The sequence below is a fragment of the Kroppenstedtia guangzhouensis genome, from assembly GCF_014637345.1.
Classification (GTDB): domain Bacteria; phylum Bacillota; class Bacilli; order Thermoactinomycetales; family DSM-45169; genus Kroppenstedtia; species Kroppenstedtia guangzhouensis.
The window spans coordinates 15577-33184 of the sequence record NZ_BMEX01000007.1 but is presented as its reverse complement, the minus strand read 5'-3'; the positions used below and the strand labels follow the sequence as shown (position 1 = coordinate 33184).

Here is a 17608-nt window from a genome sequence, read left to right as displayed (position 1 = left end):
TATTGGATTAATTTTCGAACCTCTCCTCCAAACAAAAAAAGCCCGTTGTCCAAAAGGATCCGGACGACGGGCTTTTTTTGTTATCGGATCACGCGGCGGGCGCCGGCATAACGCTCGCTCCAGTAGCGTTCACTCAGACTGCTGATGGTCACGTCATTCCGGGGATTCGTGGCATGGATCATTTTCCCATCCCCCATGTAGATGGCCACATGGCTGATCCCTCCACCCCCGGTCCTGAAAAAGAGGAGATCCCCTTTCCTCAGGTTCGTCCGGCTGACGAAAGATCCATAAGCAGCCTGGGATGAGCTGGTCCGGGGGAGATTGTATCCGTTTCGCTTAAATACAAATCGGGTAAATCCGGAACAATCAAAACGATCAGGCCCCTCTGCTCCGTACTGATAAGTGGCATTCAAGCGGGCACGTGCTTCCCGGATAATGGCATCCGCCGTTCCTTTCCAACCTCCCCGGGTTTGGGATTCCCCGGACAGTTTGGTCTTCCCTTTTCTCTCTTCCGATTCCTCCACAGATGCTGAAGAAAAGGTGTGGTCCGGAGCTTTGGCTGAACCCCTGACTCGGATCTGATCCCCGACATAGATCCGGTCGGGGTTTTCCACTTGTGGATTCATCTTCATCAGGACTTTCAAACCCATCTCATGTTTCGCCGCAATTTCGCTCAGGGTGTCTCCCTTCTTGACCACATAATCACCTGTGGATCCCTTGGAGTCGGTCTGTCCGGTACTCGTAATGCCCGGGGCAGCCCCCATGTTCATCTGGATTCCGGCAGAAAGCACATGAAACTCCAGCTTTTGGGGTGCTTGTTGAACAGGGGGAACCTTCTGAACCCATTCACGGCCTTTATTTCCATGGGAAGCTGTTTTTGCATCCTGCTCAAAGACGGCCGCAGCTTGGACTGATTGGGAGCCCAACAGCAGGGAACCCGCCAGAGTCAGGGAAGTCATCACCTTCTTGTCAGGATGATAAACCATCAAACTCCTCCATTTCTTTTTAATCATCCCGGCCCTGAAACAGGGATCCACCTCCATGACGGAAACCAGTAACCGGGTCCTTCTGACATTGGATAGGATGATGATTTTTCATATATATGGATCCTGTTTTGGAAATATGTCCTTCCGACGGACCAAAAGAGTCAGCCACACCGGGATCTCCCCCTTAAAGCGTTGTGAATGAATGCTAGCCAGGTTGGTCGGGATGGGGTTTCACATGATTTTTTCGTTGTTCTGAACTGCCAAAATCACTCCATGTGAAACCCAACCCTCCCTGCATAGCGTGACCAGGGAGGCGAAGCGACCCTGGGCACGACTTGTGCCCCTTGGGTATGACATCCTTTTCACACTCCTTCTAAAGGGACGCATTTTCCAACAGCATTGCCCCTGACAAACAAAAAACCCGCCGGCGGTCATCGGCGGGCTTTCTTACAATCCCGATTGTTATTCCACAAAGGCATGTTTGAGCAGGAAAGACGGACCCGCCGGGGGACGGATCAAGCCTTTGACGTTTTCCCGCCACAAGTAGGTATAGGAGCGATAATACAGCGGAACCATCGGCGCTTGCTCCACCAAAATCTGTTCCGCTTTCCCAGCTATTCTCACCTGTTTCCCCAGCTCACGGGTATTCTGGGCGGCACGGATCAACCGGTCGTATTCAGGATCACTCCAGCCCCCATAATTATAAGGGGCACCCGTCACCCAAACATCCATGAAATAAAGGGGGTCATTGTAAGCGGCACCCCAGGTGGCGAAGGCGATATCAAACTCCTTCTTCATCACCGAATCCAGATAGACTTTCAAGGGCTGAGTGCGGATCTTCACTTCCAATCCCAGATTGTCCTTCAGCTGCTCCTGAACGAATTCCGCAGTCTTCCGGTTCAGCTCCGTGTCATCAGTGAGATACTCAATCACAGGCGCCTTCTTCAACCCCAATTCCTTCAAACCTTCCTGGAACCATTTTTTCGCTTTGGCCGGATCCGCTTCCGGTTTCCTTTCATCGACAACTTCCCGGTATGTTTTTTCTCCGTCTCCCGTGATTCCGGGAGGAACAAAGCCATAGGCCGCCGGGGCCACATCCTTCAGCACTACTTTGGAGTGGGCCTCCCGGTCGATGGCCGAAGCCACCGCACGGCGAACTTTTTCATTGGAGAACAGCTTTTGCTCTTGATTCAGTACCAGATAACCCAAGGAAGCACCGGTCACCGCTTTGAAATCTTTCCGTCCCTTATACTGGGTGGAAAAATCCCCGCTCAACTTGGTAACATCCAGCTTCCCGGTGTTATACAGGTTCACTCCTGTCGCCGGATCTTTCACCACTTTCCAGGAAACCTTGTCCAGTTTGACACGGTCTTTGTCCCAATATTGGTCGTTTTTTATATACTTCCATCCTGAGTTGTGTTTCCACTCTGCCAGTTTGAATGGGCCGTTATACAGCAGGGTGTCGGCCTCCTTGGCGTAGCGATTCCCCATTTTCTCCACAAAGGCTTTTTTTTGCGGGTAGAAGGAGGGGACTGTTGTTTTGCTTAAGAAGGCGGAAACCGGATGCTTCAGGGTGACTTTCAAGGTTTTGTCATCCAGCGCTTTCACCCCGACCCTGTCGGCTTTAACTTTTCCCTGATTGTACTGTTGGGCGTTTTCTATATCATAGAAAATAAAGGCATATTCGGAGGCAGTTTCAGGATGGAGCGCCCGTTTCCAAGCATACTCAAAATCCTGTGCCGTGACGGGGGAACCGTCAGACCAGCGGGCATCCCGCAGATGGAAGGTGTATGTCTTTCCGTCCCGGCTCACCTTTGGCATCTCTTTTGCCACCCCTGGCACCAACCGTTGGCGGGAATCGAAGGTCATCAACCCTTCCATGGTATTGGCCAGAACGGTGAAGGAGATGCCGTCGGAACTCTTGGCACTGTCCAACATCGGCGGTTCCTGTTCCTCGGACATGTGGAGCACCTGTTCGCTCTCCTTGTCAGCAGATGAAGACGGTCCACCGCAGCCGGACAGGATCAAGGCCATGGCTGCGAAAATCCATAAACTCTGTCTCAGTTTCACCAATCCACACCTCCCAAGTAGGCTTAGTTGGATATATACATATTACTACCGGAATGACAGAAATGGTAGGGGAAATCAGGGATGTTGGTAAGCCACATTTTGGGAGGACGAGTTGAACCACACTCTTGAAGCGTTATGATTTAAATCGTACTTGGAGGGGTCGGAATGGGCTTTCACATGACCTCTTCGTTGTTCTGAACTGTTAAAAAAAACCACCCCTCCCTGCATAGCGAGACCTGGGAGCGAAAGCGACCTTGGCGAGACTTGTGCCCTGTGGGTGCATAGCGAGACCTGGGAGCGAAAGCGACCTTGGCGAGACTTGTGCCCTGTGGGTGCATAGCGAGACCTGAGAGCGAAAGCGACCTTGGCGAGACTTGTGCCCTGTGGGTGCATAGCGAGACCTGAGAGCGAAAGCGACCTTGGCGAGACTGTGCCCTGTGGGTAATGACAGTCTTTTCACAATGCTTAAAAAAATACCCGCCATTTGCAAATAAACGGCCGGGATCCCGTAAAATATCCAACGAAAGTGAGCCACTCTTCCCGCGGAGGGTGAGACGACCCGTCTGACTGGGTTTAGCCAGCTTGTTTCAACCCGTGCTTGTTCATCTTATTGAGCATCAAGGTTAAAGCCCCATCCCCTGTCACATTGGCAGCAGTTCCAAAACTGTCCTGTGCTAAATACAGCGCGATCATCAATGATAGTAAGGTTTCATTAAAACCGAGCATGGTCTGCAAGACACCCAAGGCTGCCATAATGGCCCCACCCGGTACACCCGGGGCTGCCACCATGGTGATCCCGAGCATCAAGATCACCGGAATCATCGACGATAAAGTGAAAGGCATATCATTGAGCAACATCACGGCCATTGCACAACTTACAATCGTAATCGTACTCCCCGACAGATGAATTGTCGCCAACAAAGGAATTCCAAACTCCGCAATTCCCTCATTTACTCCTGTCTTCTTGATTTGCCGCAAAGTGACCGGAATGGTGGCCGCCGACGATTGGGTACCCAGGGCAGTAAAGTATGCCGGTGCCATCATCTTCATAAGTTTAAATGGATTTCCCCCTGCCATAGTCCCCCCGATCAAATACAAGACGACCAGATAGCACAAATGGAGAGAGATGATGACAGCAAACACTTTTGCAAAGACAGACAGGATCGTGGCCACTTGTCCCGTATACGTCATATTGGTAAAAATACCTAGAATGTGGATTGGCAATAAGGGAATGATCACAGCCGTGATCACCTTTTCAATGATGAGCTGAAACTCGCCCATAAACCGCTTGATCGTGTCACCTTGAATCACGGCGAGCCCAATCCCGATCAAAAATGCGAACACCAAAGCACTCATGACACCCATGATCTCCGGAATCTCCAACTCAAAAAACGGCCCAACCAGCGCATCTTCCGGATTTTTAGCCTTCATGGATAAACTCCCCTCAGCCAAAAAAGAGGGAAAGAGAGAAGAGCCCACCAAAAAAGCCAAGACTCCCGCGACAATGGTGGACAGGTAGGCAATCCCTGTCGTAAGGCCCAGCAACTTTCCGGCACCTTTACCCAGTGCACCGATTCCGGGCGCCACAAAGCCGATGATGATCAATGGAATGATAAATCCAAGGAAACTGCCAAAAATACTGTTAAAGGTAGCCAACAATTTAACGATCCATTCCGGACTGACAGCACCGATGAGAATCCCAAGAGTTATGGCAATGATCAGCCTGGGCAAAAGACCGATTTTTGACATGATTCAACCTCCCTTTTCAAACTGGTTATCCCTGATCGGGGGACGTTGACCCGGAAAATCCGAATCGGGAAACCAGGGTCTCCCCGGATGCCAACCGTGACAGTTGATTGCCAGATAATCGATTTTTCAATTCCGTCTCGTTCACAGCCAAAGTCCGGTATTCTTCTTCCGGCATACGGACCGTCTGTGCCGCATTATTGATGACTATATCAATATACGGGAAATGATTCCCCAAAAAGAGCGCAAACTCCTCCACCCTTTGAACTTGCCTGAAATCCAACCCATAGATATGGATCCGGTCCTTCCAATCTTCAAAATCCGGTTCTTGAATCAAACGTTGCAACGCATCATATGGAAATCGACTGGTGACGACCACCCGTGCCCCATCCCGCAACAACCGCAAGGCTGTATGGTATCCAATCTTGGTTCTTCCACCGGTAACCAAGGCGATATAGGAACTTAAATCATGCTTGGCCAACTTTTTTTGTTCATTAAAATTCCCGCATTCAAGGCAGAGCTTTACATAGCGGGGATGCTTAGCGGTAAATGGTTGTTTGCACACATAGCATTTGTACCCCTTTTGCTTTTTTTGACTCAACATTTATCACCTTTCTCTGTTTACAAATATATTAACATATGCTAATATCCAGGTGCACAGTAGCTTAATAAAAGCATCTGCCTATCAAGCAGGGGATGAAGGTCTCAATCCTTCCTGTGTACTGCGGTAGTTTAATTAAAACACCTGCCTATCAAGCAGGGGATGAAGGTCCAATCCTTCCCGCAGTTCAACCGAACAAATCAGCCCCCCGTGCACAACCTGCACCCGGGGGCTTTTGATTTTTCAGCGGAGATGATTATCAAAGCTACATTAACCGCGGAAGCCCGCTAAGGGCGGGGGCGTGGGGCCTGATCCCGACTCAGAGCATGACCCAGCTGCGTTAGACTGGCAACAAATGCATTTACTGTCCCCGTACAGATAATAAAGGCTAACAGAGCCGTGACCAATTGAGCTCCAAACCCTAAGGACCGGTGTACCATCACCCCAATCGGAGAGGAGTCACTTTCCAAGTTCCCATAAGTTCCGCTGCCAACGGTGACAAAACTGAGTGACAGGAAGACGACTCCAATCACTAAAGCACTGATTAATGCGCTTCGTATCATATTTTTTTCAGGGTTCTTAAACCGATCAGATAGATTGCAGATCGCTTCCCATCCAAAAAATGACCAGAAAATCATGATCACAGCCGTTCCAACCGGAAACCAACCTTTGGGGGCAAATGGATGAAAGTTTTTCCATCGAACAAAGGACAGGGTGATTATTATTGCCACAATTAACATAATCAATAGCAAAGAGCTGAGTACAAGTGAAATCCTCCCGCTCACTCGGATTCCATAATGATTGGATATTCCAGCAATCAACAATATCACACAGGCAATTCCTGCGATTTGAATAGGGGACCACTGAAAAGATAACCCTATATAACTTGCCCCTGTCAAAGATACAATGATTTGTCCAACAGAAGCTGTAAGGAAGTAAAACCACCCCACAAGATTGCCGGGGTGTTCACCAAAGGCCATTCGAACAAACGTGGCTGCTCCCCCTGCATCCGGATAAGAACTGGACAAAGCCGCAAAGGTATAGGCCAAAGGAAAGCTAAAAGCGACCATAACGACCCAGGATACAATGGAAGCAGGGCCAGCTACCGAAGCTGTGCTTGCCGACAGAAACAGAATACCTGATCCTAGGATCGCTGAAATGTATAAGGCAATTGCTTGCGATAAGTTAATGGTTCTATTCATGTGTTTAAACCTCCTTTTCCATGCGTTTTTATTGATCCCCAAAAATTTTCCCATTTGAACTACACAACAGATGAGAAGAGGACTTTGAATCATACATAAAGCAATAATCATTATCCACGGATTATATCGATCCATTGTAATATCTTCTTTGTATATATCATTTTTTCTCCACAAAAATCGTCTGTTTTTTTTGCGATGTAATTATTAGACCCCGGTGTATCCCGGGGTACAGGCCTAAAAGGGAATGTCGTCTGCCGTGATGTCGAGGTCTCCGCCATCCTGACTTTGCCACGGTCGAGGAATCGGACATTCTCGGAGCGAAGGATGGCCTATTTTTGCATACCCTCCTTTAAAAAAGGGAAATGATACTCTGGCTGGCTTTGTCGCTTCATTGAGTATATTTTCCAGACCAACGGAAGGATAAAGACAGGCAATATCCTGGATTGAATGGGAGGATGAATGGATGGAGCAGAAAGCGAAACAGACTGTCTATGTGAATACCTTCACCGATGGGGTGCTGGATCCAATCCAACCGATGCTGGGGCCGGTAAAAAACGGGGGAACCATCGTGGCCAACACCACCCCGGGTTGTTGGGGACCGATGATCACCCCGTGCTTGAAAGGAGGCCATGAAGTTACCCAACCGGTCTATGTGGAAGGGGCAGAGGTGGGGGATGCCATCGCGATCCGGATCCGGTCCATCCAGGTCACTTCCGTGGCAACCGCATCGGGAAACGATGAGACTGTGGAGGGGAGATTCTTGGGTGATGCCTTCGTTGCCGCCAAATGTCCCCAATGTGGAACCCTCCACCCGGAAACCAAAGTGGAGGGAATCGGTCCGGGATCGGTTCGTTGTGTTGGTTGCGGAGCGGAAGCAACCCCTTTTCTCTTCACCAACGGGTACACCATGACCTTTGATGACACCAAAAAGGTGGGGCTGACACTGCACCGGAATGCGGCAGAAAAAATTGCCCGGAACGGACGCGCCTATATGGCCACACCGGAAAACTCTCAGCAAAATCCCATTGTGGCCTTTGCTCCCCACGATTTACCGGGAGTGATGGCCAGGGTGAGACCTTTTCTGGGGCAACTGGGAACCACCCCGTCCCATCCCATCCCGGATTCCCATAATGCCGGGGATTTTGGCTCCTTTCTGATTAACGCCCCCCATGATTATGCCCTGTCCCAGGAACAATTGGATGAGCATCGCACGGATGGCCATATGGATATCAACCGGGTGCGGGAAGATGCGATCCTGATCTGTCCGGTAAAAGTGGCGGGCGGTGGCGTCTACCTGGGGGATATGCACGCCATGCAGGGGGACGGCGAAATCGCCGGACATACGACAGACGTCTCCGGCATTGTCACCCTGCAGGTACATGTGATCAAGGGCTTGACCTTGGACGGACCGATCCTGCTGCCGGTCAAAGAAGATCTGCCGTATTTGGCACAACCCTTTACAGCGGAAGAAAAAGCGAAAGCAGCCAAACTGGCGCAACAGTGGGCGCTTCCTCAGGACCAGCTGGAAGAATCCCTCCCCGTCTCCTTCATCGGGACCGGCTCCAACCTGAATGAGGCCACTGACAATGGACTCCGGCGAGCCGCTCAATTGTTGGACATCTCCATCCCCGAAGTCCTGAACCGGGCCACCATCACCGGAGCCATCCAGATCGGCCGCCACCCCGGCGTCGTCACCGTCACCTTCCTCGTTCCCGTCGGCAAGATCAAAGAGATGGGAATATTGGATTTGGTGGAAGAACAGTATGGGATGGGAGACTGACTCCCAACACGGAAGAGCTTCGATATATCAAAGTAAAAGAGAGGGGAAATCCCCTCTCTTTTTATAACCTGTACTCCGCTCCGTTCTCCGCCAGCCATTGTTTGCGGCGGATGTAGTCTGGCAGGGTGCGGTCAAGGTGTTGCCAGAAGGCCGGGGTGTGGTGGGGTTCGAGGAGGTGGGCCAATTCGTGGGCGACGATGTATTCCACGATGGAGGCGGGGAGGAGGATCGTCCGCCAGTGGAAATTGAGATGGCCCTTGGCACCACAGGAGCCCCAACGGTAGCCCAGGTCCTGAACGCGGACCTGTGTTGGGTGGACGCCCATCCGGTTTTTCCAGAGGTGGACTTTCCGCTCCAGCCAAGGTTGGGCATGTTCCCGATACCAGCGGATGAAGTGCTCCCGGCCCCGGTCGGCTTCATCCCGGCGAAGTTCAAAGCGACCCCGGTTCAGCCGCAGCGGTGGCCGCTTCTTGCCTTGTTCGGTCAGCGGTGCGACCAGCTGGAGACGATAGCTCCGTCCCAGATAGAAAAAGCCTTCTCCGTTGACGAACTCCTTGGGTGGACGGGATGGGAAAAGGAGTTCCTTCCGGGCCAGTTTGGTGTAGATCCACTCCCGCTTCTCCTCCACCACTTCCCGCAGTTGATGTTCCGGGGTGTCCCCAGGAGCGGACAGGATCAGACTCCCATCCCTCTCCACGGTGATGCCCACCGTTTTGCGCCGGTCACTGCGGCAGAGGGAGAAATGCAGGTCTTCCACGATCAATGTTTCCTTCATGATGTCAGACTCCCATGGCGGTTTTTCGCCAATTGTACCACATCACAAGCCACTTTCTCCTGCCGATCGAAGGGCACTATATTCTCCTCATCCAGTCTGTCCACGATCCAACCCCGCAACAACTCCTGGGCCTGGTCGTTCCGCCAGAAGTCGACGGCCCGGATTTCCTGGCGGATGTGCTCCACCATCTCCACCGTCACCCGGATCAACTGCTCCCGCTCGCCGGGGGCCAATTCTTGCTTTTCCTTCCCCAGTGCTTCCACCAGCAAGTCAAAGAAAGGAGCCTGGGTGCGGGGATCAAGACCCTCATCTTGCTCCTCTTGCCGTCCTTGCCTGAATTCCCGGGTGTACTCCCGCAAGGCCAGCTCCAGCTGCTCCCAGTCGTCCTGAAAGCGCTGCAGGATCTCCTCCAGTTTCTCGCTCAGCTTCTTATAGTAAACCGGATCCTCATCAAAATGCTTGCGGATCTGGTAGCGGGCGGCGTGCTCCATCTCCGACGCCTTGGCCCGGTTGGAGACATGGGCATCCACCGCCTGTTCAAAATCGGCATCCAAAATGGAGGTGGGCTCAATTTTCAATTGAACGTCGGTGGCGGTGATATGATCATCGATCAGTTTCCGGACCTTCGCCCCCGCCCCGATCAGATTCAGCTGTTCATCCCGGTAAAGGTTGGCGGCACTTTTATTGATAAAGCCCAGAATCTTGGCGTCCCGGGTGTAATTCAAAGCCTCCGGGCGGGGCATGACCATATCCAGGCTCTGGAGAAACAGCTTCAGCTTCACGGTGAAATCCGCCCGGATCCGCACATCCCGGAGCAGATGGACGCAGTCATCGATCTGATCGATGGCGGCGATCCCCCGGGTCTGAAACACATCCAGCACCCGGCGGTGGCGGTCCCGCAGGATCGGCAGTTCATCCCGCCAGCGGGTGAGTGCCCCCTCCACATCGTCGTCGCTGTAGACGCGCAGGGCTTCCTTCAGGTGATTCCCCACCCCGTAGTAATCCACCACCCAACCGTGCCGCTTGTCGGGATAGGTCCGGTTGACCCGGGCGATGGCCTGCAGCAGGTCATGCCCTTTCAAGGAACGGTCGAGGTAGAGAACCTGCTCCACGGGAGCATCAAAGCCGGTAAGCAGCATGCTGTTGACGATCAGGAAGGCCAACGGATCCCGCTTGGCGGGGTCCCGGTGCAGCAGAGGTTTCTTGAACCGCTTGATCCGGGTTTCCTGTTTTCCCTTGTCCGTCCATTCCTTCCAACCTTCCGGATCCTTCCCCTTACCGGTGTTGCGGGGGGAGATCACCACGGCGAACTCCAACTCCCGGATCCGTTCCCGCTGACGGTGGGCGATCCACAGATAGCGGTCCGCCACCGGCAACCTTAAGGCTTCTTCCTCATCCATCTCCGGGGGGATGTAACTATCCAGCCGTCGGAGCAGGGCTTCTTTCGCCTCCAGAAAAGCCTCATGATAGCGGACAGCGGCGAGGCGGCTGGAAGCGACCACCTGGGCCTTAAACCCGTTGGGCAAAATGTTCAGCACATAGTGGCGCAGCATATCCTCCGCTTTTTTGGCGATCAGCCGCTTCGCTTCCAGCACGTTTCCCTTGGTGGCGTACTTCTTCTTCAGGACCTCCAGTTCCTCCGGCGTCCGTTCCCGGAACAGGTCCTCAAACAGCTCATCCACGTTCCGCCCATCCTCCACTTCCCCGGAGGCGGTCCGTCCCTCGTACAGGATTTTGACCGTGGCCCCATCGGCTTCCGACTGCTGGATGGTGTAGCGGTCGATATAGTCACCGAAGATGTCATGGGTTTTCTTCCGCTCCCCGATGATGATCGGTGTTCCGGTAAACCCGATCTTGGCGCAGTTAGGCAGGGCCCGCATCAGATTGGCATGGAGGTCGCTGGATTGGGAGCGGTGGGCCTCATCTACCAGCACCACAATCTCCTCGGAGTCATTCAGCACCTCCATCGGTTTGGCTCTGACCATCAGTCGCAGTTTGCGGGAGTCCTCTCCGTAGCCTTGCCCTGGGTCGGCGGCTCTTTCTTCAAATACGACCGGCTTGCTGTCAGGTAATTCATAAAGGAATTCTTCTGCCGCTTCCTCCTTCTCCTGATACTTCTGGATCATGGTGAAGACAAGGCCGGAACCCGGCTGGCGCAACAACCGGTTCAGCTCATCGATGTTCCGTGCCTTATACACCGTCTCCCCGGTGAGGGCCGCCGTCTCGGAAAGCTGTTTCTCCAGATCCCGCCGGTCGGTGACAAAGACCACCTTGAACCGGCGCAGTCCGGGGAGGGTTCGCATCTTGCGCACCAGGAACACCATGGTCAGGCTTTTGCCGGAGCCCTGGGTGTGCCAGATGATCCCGCCCCGCTGATCCGCCTCCCCGTGCTCCCGGAGGGTCTGACCCTTGGACAGACGCCGGATCGCTTCCTGCACCGCCCGGAACTGCTGGTAACGGGCCACCACCTTGATCCGCCGCGACCCCGCCTGAGAGAAAAGAGTGAAGTTGCGGACCAGGTCCAAGAGATGCTCTTTTCTGAGCATTCCTGCCACCAGAGTCTGCTGACCCGACAGCCGCTTCACCCCCAACTCCTGTGCCACCTGGGATTGAGGGACGGGACTGGTGTCCTTCCATTCCAGATAGTGCTCAGGCAGGGCCCCCACGGTCCCGACCCGGGCTTTCTCCCCAAAAGTGGCCACCATAAACTGATTGTAGTGAAAGAGGCGTTCCGCCCCTTCGTCCCCCTCCACCCAGTCCCGCTGGTTGGAATAAGAGAGGAGTTGTTCCACCGCCGCCTCCATCGGTTCATTGATGTGGGGGCTTTTGCACTCCACCACCGCCAGGGGAATCCCGTTAACAAACAGGACCAGATCCGGAATGATATACCGCCGACTCCCCGGAGGATCGACCCGGAACTGGTTGATCACCAGAAACTCGTTGTTGTCCGGGTGTTCATAATCGATGAAGTGGAGGGTTTGATCCTTCCCCCCGTGAAGATCCGGATCTCCCTCCACCTCCATCCCCTTCAACAACAGCTCCAGCGCCCGCTGGTTGGCCTCCAGCAGCTGGTGGGCACCCAACCGGTCCAGGGCGCTGAAGGCTTGGTTCACCCGGGCCTCATCCAGCCAGTCCCGGCCCTGCTCCCGGTTGATCCGGCGCAAGGCCGCTTTCACCCGCCCCTCCAGCAACACCTCCCGGAAGTCTGACCGTCCCGTGACAGAGGGGTCCCGGGTGTTTCCCTCGATCCACTGCCAGCCCATCGACACCAGCTGGTCGATGAAGGGCTTTTCCACATGAGTGTATTCATCGGGGTGCAAACGATTGACGGTCACGGCTTCATCTCCTCCGCTTCCAGAGCTTCCTCCGCCTGTTCCTGTTCCGAGGGTTCCCTGAAGTATTCATCGTCCAATTGGTGCAACTCCACCGAGCGTTTCGTGATCCCGATCTCGTGCCCGATCAGCAGTTCCATCAACTTCTCTCCGTTAATCAGTGTAATGGGAGCGGCTCCTGGAAACAGAGCCGCCTCCTTGCAGCCCGCGCTGAAGTCCCCCGTGGTGATAATCGTGCCCCGCAAGGCTTTATGGTAAGGGAGAGCCCCCCGCAACTGATCCAGCACCGGACGGCCGATATTCCCCTGCTGGCGTTTCACTTGCACCACTTCGGTGATGGTGGTGATCCCGAACTGCACATTGGCCACCACATCCACCCCCTTGTCACCGCTCTCCTTGGTCACGGTGACATCCTCGTAGCCCATCGCTTCCAACAGATCCCGCACCAACTGCTCAAATCGGTAGGGATGCATGCTCCCCAGTTTTTGTTGCAACACCTGCTTCTGCTTGCGGTTAAACCGGGCCACCTGATCCAGAACCGACTTTTTGGGATCCTCCACCGCCCTTTGCTCCACTGCGGCATAGCGCAATCCTTCCCGGGTGATGGCATAACTGAACCCGCTTCGCTGAACCAGCCCCCGATCCACCAGATTGGCCAGGCGCCGGCGGAGGGTGTCCTTGATCGTGGATTCGGTTCCAAACTTGGAGGATCGGCGCAGAAACGCCCCCCACTCCGGCAGCAGGTCTTTCCGTTGTGCCTTCTCCTTGGTGGCGATGATGGAGAGAAGCTCCACCAACCCCTCAGCCTCATCCAAGGCATAAACCGCTTCCGGCTCTCCCCGCAGGAAGGCTTCGCCTCGGGGGGTCACCTCATAGCAACCGTCGGCTCCGGGGACCGCCAGCTGATATCCGTTGATCAACAGATAAGAACCATAGACATGCCTCGGGTTCACCCCCTGAGCCCAGACCTTCCGGGCAAACCCCGCCTCCTCCCCCGCCAGCCGTTCCCCGATCCACCTGTCAGGATCGGTCCAATCCACCGGGTTCTGAGGGGTTCCGGTGTGTTTATCGATGGACTTGATCATGCCGTAGACCACCTCTTTTTTCTCCCCCCGGTACAGCTTCAACATCTTACCCACTTCCGAGTACAGGGGAAAAAGAGGCGTCCGCACCTGATGTGGTGAGGGGGTCACGCCTGCACCTCCTCCAGCTCATTCACTCGCACCTTGCCCGTGAGCAGATCCTCCATGAGGCCTTTCTTGAGTTGCTGGAGTTTGTTGAGGTAGGATTGTTCTTTTTGGATGCGTCTATTATGTGACTCAATAATACTGAGAATCTTCCCTTGTTCTTTTAGACTTGGTTTCATAACTAATGTCGATGAAAGTCTCTTTGAATTAACACTTGGAAACGTTGAACCATTCCCTTTTGCTTCGGAAAGGATTTCTTCTGCGAGCCGAACTAAAAAGTGTTCAACGAAGCCTGTTAATGATATTCCTTCTTTTCCTCTGATTGCTGCAACTCCACGTCCAATGCAGTATTCATCATTGGATATATTGATTCTCCCTGTAGTGCTTCCACGAACACAAAATAATATATCACCATACTTACAAACCTTTGTTGGTTTTGTTGTCCATTGAAGCTTACGAGGATACCTAAATCCAAACTCTACAGGACCATTAATCAATGGAATACCAATTTCTTTTTGGTTGTAACTGTGGCCAGGAGGAGATTGACCCATAATTACTTCTGCAATATCTTCAAGTACACTTACCCCCCACTCCCTCGGAATCCGCCCCAAAGGGGAGTCCTTGAATTGTTCGGGGTGGGTGGCGGGGTTGCGGAGTTGGCCCTGTTCGTCGATGCCCCGGGTGAGCAGGTCGTGAAGCAGGCCCATTTTCACCTGTTTCAGCTTCCCGATCAACGCCTCGGTCTTCCGGATCGTCTCGTCCAAGGTATCGAGGATCTCGGCGATGCGGCGTTGTTCACTAAGCGACGGCTTAGGTACTAATATTGCCTCAAAATCTCTTCGCGAGATTTCATCAAATGTTGTACCTGTTGCTAGTCTTTTCATCTCAAAAGAAATTTTCCCCAACAAGTAATAGTAAAAAGTAGAGTCTATTTCTTTTCCAGGGACAATGTTCTTAAATCCTTGGTTTGTACTGACAGACATGGATGCAATAGCAACATTTCCGATTGTAGCCCTGGTTGTAACTAACAACGAACCAATCGGTAACAATTTGGCTGCACTACTTCTCAATCCTTTTTCCGTTATGTTCTCTTGTGTTGACAGAAGGTATTTGGTTTTTAGTGAAGTGAGTTCACTGGGTGTGACCCAAGGAATTTTTCCGTTCCAAAAATCCTCCTTATCCCGGCTTGGAGTACCACCCGACCTAATTTCACCTATGGAGTTTAATGAAACGATATCCCAATCAGTTGGTAAATTATTTATAAATTCCTGATGTCTAGTTTTGTACATATCCCAACCCCCTCAAAAACGCCTCCAGCTTCTCCTTCGCCTCGTCCCGCTCCTGCTCGATCTCCCGCAGGGGGGTGTGGTATTTGTCCCACCAGTTTTCCACCGCGGCCACTACCTGTTGCCGGTGGGCGGTGACGGAGCGGTCCAGTTGGATGGTGAGGTTTTCCCGCAGGATGGACAGGATCAACTCCCGGCAGGCTTCCTCGGAAAGAGCGGCCCGGGCCTGTTCCAGGTAGGGGAGGAGAGCGTCTTCCAGCTGCTTCTGCTGACGCTTGCGGGCGTTCAGCTCCTTCTTGATCGCTTTCATTTCGGCTTCAGAGAGGGTCTCCTCTCCTTCCCCCTCTTCCTCGGCGTCATGGCTCTTGGCGGCTTCCAGTTTTCCTTCCAGCTCCGCCCGTTCCCCCTCCAGATCATCCAACTGCTTCAAATAGTCGGGGAGGAGGCGGCGGGTGAGGGGGTGGGTGCGGGGGTCGAGGTTCTGTTTCTTCTTCTGATCCTTGTCCTCCAGGGCCGCTTTCAGCGCCGTCACCCAGGCATCGACGGCTCCCGCAAAGCCCTGGGCGGCCAGGGTCCGCAGGTCATATTGGGCGTCATACCACCAGCCGGCGATGGCGCCGGTCACCTGGAACCGGTCCAGGAGGCCCACCCGGGTGAGAGCCTGGGCGAAGGAGGTGAACAGCTCCTGCCGCAAGGCCATCAGTTTCCGGTTCTCCGGGAGGGCGATCAGGTGCTGTTCACTTTCCTGCCACCAAACCGAAAAAGCCCGGTTCAACTTTTCTTCCCGGGTGCGCAGGCCGGGGTCGGACTGGATCCGGAATGCGATCTCCCCCTTCTCCTTCAGCTCCGGGATGAACTCCAGATATCCGTCCCCCCGCTCCACCAGCAGGGAAGCGGGGTCAAAGCCGTGGGCGTCGAAGAGGGGGCGTTTCGCCTCCACCTCCGTCCGGGGCACCCCGCCTTCCAGGTGGGCCCGGACATCATGGGGTTCCGGGGCGGGGGCGTTGTCGGCGTAACGGCGGATGTTGAGGTTCCAGTCATTCTCCGCCAGCTGCTCCCGGGTGACCACGGCGGCGTAGCCGGGAACCGTTGCAAAGTCTTCAAAGGTGGAGACGATCTTCTCGATGTCCTCGGGACGCAGATGGTTCTGAGCCCGACCGGCATGATACTCGGCATCGGCGTTGATGAACAGGACTTTCCCCTTCCGGGCATCGGGCTTGGCTCCGGGAGCACGCATGACGAGGATGCAGGCCGGAATACCGGTGCCGTAGAAGAGGTTGGGGGGGAGGCCGATCACCGCTTCCAAAAGATCATCTTCGATAAAGCCCTTGCGGATCTCCTTCTCCGCCCCGCCCCGGAAAAGAACTCCATGGGGCATCACCGTGGCCAGCATCCCGTCGCTGCGCAGGACGGACAGCATATGCTGAACAAACATCAAGTCCGCCTTTTTCCCCGTTTCCGGGCAGAGGCCGTAGCGAAAGCGCTCGCGGAAGTTGAGTTCGCTCTGGCTGTAATTCTGGCTGAAGGGAGGATTGCTGAGCACCCGGTCAAAACGCATCAGCTCCCCGCCATCCACGTGAAGTGGATTGGCGATGGTATCCTCATTGCGAATGTCCTGGTTGGCATTGATTCCGTGAAGGAGGAGATTCATCTTGCAGATGGCCCACACCCCGCCGTTGTTATCCTGGCCGTAGAGACTCAGATCCCGGGTGTTGTCGCCGTGCTCCTCCACATAGCGATGGGCGTGGATCAGCATCCCCCCGGAACCGCAGCAGGGGTCATAGATCCGCATCCCCTGTTCCGGGCGGGTCAACTGGACCATCAGCCGAACCACTTCCCGGGGGGTGTAAAACTCACCGCCCTTCTTCCCGGCGGAGTCGGCAAACTCGCGGATCAGATACTCATAGGCGGCACCGAGGAGGTCGGGATTTTCAAAATCCTCATTGCGGAGGCGGTGTTTATTGAAATGCTGGATCAGATCCCGCAGTTTTTGATCGGAGAGGCGGGTCTGTCCCACCCGGCGGTTGAAATCGATGTGACCGACCACCCCCTCCAGGACCCGGTTCTCATCCTCCAGTCCTTTGAGGGCCTTGTTGAGGGCATTGCCCAGGTCGCTGTGGAGTTCATTCAGGATGTAATCCCAGCGGGCCTGCTCCGGGACGAAAAAGGTGTCCCGGTAGCTGATGGGCCGCTCCGCCCGCTGCCGGGCTTCCTCCTCGGTACGGCCCCGCTTCAGATTCTCCTGGATGATTTCCTCATACTTCTCATCAAAGACATCGGAACAGCGCTTCAGAAACAACATGCCGAATATGTATTCCTTAAACTCGGAAGCGTCCATCTTGCCCCGCAGGATATCGGCGGCGGCAAACAGGTGTCGTTCCAGTTGGGACAAAGTCAGTTTGGCCATGAATCATGCTCCTTCTTCTATGAATGAGGGAAAAGTGAGATCCAAAAATCAGTCCTCCATTCAGTTTACCTGGATTCAGCAGGAGCTTCAATCGGCCGATACTGCAGGTATTAGGGAAAATCCTATTATCTTCTCGTATGTATTCATTATTCGAAAAGATCGGTCCTTTGTATCTCTCTTTACCCGGATTCTGTATTCTTCTTGGTGGCTCCTCACAAAAAATCCACTGTCGATTT

At 53.9% G+C, this 17608-nt stretch carries 10 protein-coding genes, 2 tRNA genes and 1 pseudogene; 3 read left to right on the top strand and 10 right to left on the bottom strand.

The genetic code is table 11. The features are described 5' to 3' along the window. Positions 1-80: 80 nt before the first annotated feature. The 4 genes from IEV46_RS10875 to IEV46_RS10860 all read right to left on the bottom strand — a co-directional run bounded on the left by IEV46_RS10875 (position 81) and on the right by IEV46_RS10860 (position 5403). Positions 81-986 carry a LysM peptidoglycan-binding domain-containing C40 family peptidase gene (locus IEV46_RS10875; RefSeq protein WP_188432591.1) on the bottom strand — a complete coding sequence of 302 codons (906 nt, stop codon included), beginning with the start codon at positions 984-986 and terminating at the stop codon, positions 81-83. Between the two features lie 462 nt (positions 987-1448). Next, entirely contained in the window at positions 1449-3056 is a 1608-nt protein-coding gene (locus IEV46_RS10870; RefSeq protein WP_188432590.1) for a peptide ABC transporter substrate-binding protein, read from the bottom strand. Positions 3057-3629: 573 nt separating this feature from the next. After that, positions 3630-4805 carry a dicarboxylate/amino acid:cation symporter gene (locus IEV46_RS10865; RefSeq protein WP_188432589.1) on the bottom strand — a complete coding sequence of 392 codons (1176 nt, stop codon included), beginning with the start codon at positions 4803-4805 and terminating at the stop codon, positions 3630-3632. Positions 4806-4830: 25 nt separating this feature from the next. Then, the gene (locus IEV46_RS10860) at positions 4831-5403 is read right to left on the bottom strand and encodes an SDR family NAD(P)-dependent oxidoreductase (protein ID WP_229736050.1); all 573 of its coding nucleotides are present in this window, start codon (positions 5401-5403) and stop codon (positions 4831-4833) included. Between the two features lie 53 nt (positions 5404-5456). Here IEV46_RS10860 and IEV46_RS10855 point away from each other — a divergent pair. Further along, a tRNA-Asp gene (locus IEV46_RS10855) sits at positions 5457-5525 on the top strand. Next, positions 5524-5591 (top strand) — tRNA-Asp (locus IEV46_RS10850). Before IEV46_RS10855 ends, IEV46_RS10850 begins: the two co-directional genes overlap by 2 nt. Positions 5592-5708: 117 nt before the next feature. On the opposite strand, the pseudogene IEV46_RS10845 reads toward IEV46_RS10850, so the two are convergent. Then, a pseudogene (locus IEV46_RS10845) lies at positions 5709-6605 on the bottom strand (APC family permease); the annotation flags it as partial. Between the two features lie 463 nt (positions 6606-7068). Here IEV46_RS10845 and IEV46_RS10840 point away from each other — a divergent pair. Further along, positions 7069-8385, top strand: coding sequence for an acetamidase/formamidase family protein (locus tag IEV46_RS10840; RefSeq protein ID WP_188432586.1), 1317 nt, complete (start codon positions 7069-7071; stop codon positions 8383-8385). A gap of 61 nt (positions 8386-8446) precedes the next feature. Here IEV46_RS10840 and IEV46_RS10835 read toward each other — a convergent pair whose 3' ends face one another. Genes IEV46_RS10835 through IEV46_RS10815 form a run of 5 tightly spaced genes read right to left on the bottom strand, consistent with a single transcriptional unit; the run spans position 8447 to position 17372 of the window. After that, positions 8447-9160, bottom strand: coding sequence for a M48 family metallopeptidase (locus IEV46_RS10835; protein ID WP_229736049.1), 714 nt, complete (start codon positions 9158-9160; stop codon positions 8447-8449). Further along, positions 9157-12495 carry a type I restriction endonuclease subunit R gene (locus IEV46_RS10830; protein WP_229736048.1) on the bottom strand — a complete coding sequence of 1113 codons (3339 nt, stop codon included), beginning with the start codon at positions 12493-12495 and terminating at the stop codon, positions 9157-9159. Before IEV46_RS10830 ends, IEV46_RS10835 begins: the two co-directional genes overlap by 4 nt. Beyond that, positions 12492-13685 carry a restriction endonuclease gene (locus tag IEV46_RS10825; RefSeq protein WP_229736047.1) on the bottom strand — a complete coding sequence of 398 codons (1194 nt, stop codon included), beginning with the start codon at positions 13683-13685 and terminating at the stop codon, positions 12492-12494. The genes IEV46_RS10830 and IEV46_RS10825 overlap by 4 nt, the downstream gene beginning before the upstream one ends. Next, a complete protein-coding gene (locus IEV46_RS10820) occupies positions 13682-14968 on the bottom strand; it encodes a restriction endonuclease subunit S (protein ID WP_188432585.1) in 1287 nt (428 codons plus the stop codon). Before IEV46_RS10820 ends, IEV46_RS10825 begins: the two co-directional genes overlap by 4 nt. Continuing rightward, positions 14955-17372, bottom strand: coding sequence for a type I restriction-modification system subunit M (locus IEV46_RS10815; protein ID WP_188432584.1), 2418 nt, complete (start codon positions 17370-17372; stop codon positions 14955-14957). Before IEV46_RS10815 ends, IEV46_RS10820 begins: the two co-directional genes overlap by 14 nt. Between the last annotated feature and the right edge of the window lie 236 nt (positions 17373-17608).